Origin of the sequence: Pleomorphochaeta sp. DL1XJH-081 (assembly GCF_049310885.1) — a bacterium.
Classification (GTDB): Bacteria; Spirochaetota; Spirochaetia; order Sphaerochaetales; family Sphaerochaetaceae; genus CAYZJV01.
In genome coordinates this window covers 1-273 of sequence record NZ_JBMDYO010000097.1, presented here as the reverse complement: position 1 = coordinate 273, position 273 = coordinate 1, and the positions used below count along the sequence as shown (strand labels likewise).

1 protein-coding gene is annotated in these 273 nt (G+C 28.6%); it reads left to right on the top strand.

The genetic code is table 11. The annotated features are described in order from the left end of the window. Positions 1-15 precede the first annotated feature (15 nt). Positions 16-273, top strand: a 258-nt coding sequence (locus ACODJP_RS14040; protein ID WP_422482552.1) for a hypothetical protein, incomplete at its 3' end; no start/stop codon positions are given.

The window sequence follows — 273 nt, the reverse complement described above, 5'->3', positions numbered from 1 at the left end:
GGAAAATTAGATAATATGGATACTAATAATTTTGATAATGTTAGGCAAATTTCTGAAAGTGTTTATTCTTGTCTTTCTAATGAACTTAAAAACTTTATAAATTCCTGTCATCAATATTTCCCATTTGATTGTTGTGATATTACCTCTGGCCTATTGTATAGAGTTTTAAGTAATGAAGGTTATACTGAATTTAAATTAATGAAAGGTACAGATGCTGAAAATGATTGCCATGTCTGGATAGAGAATGACAGATATGTTATTGACTTAACGGCA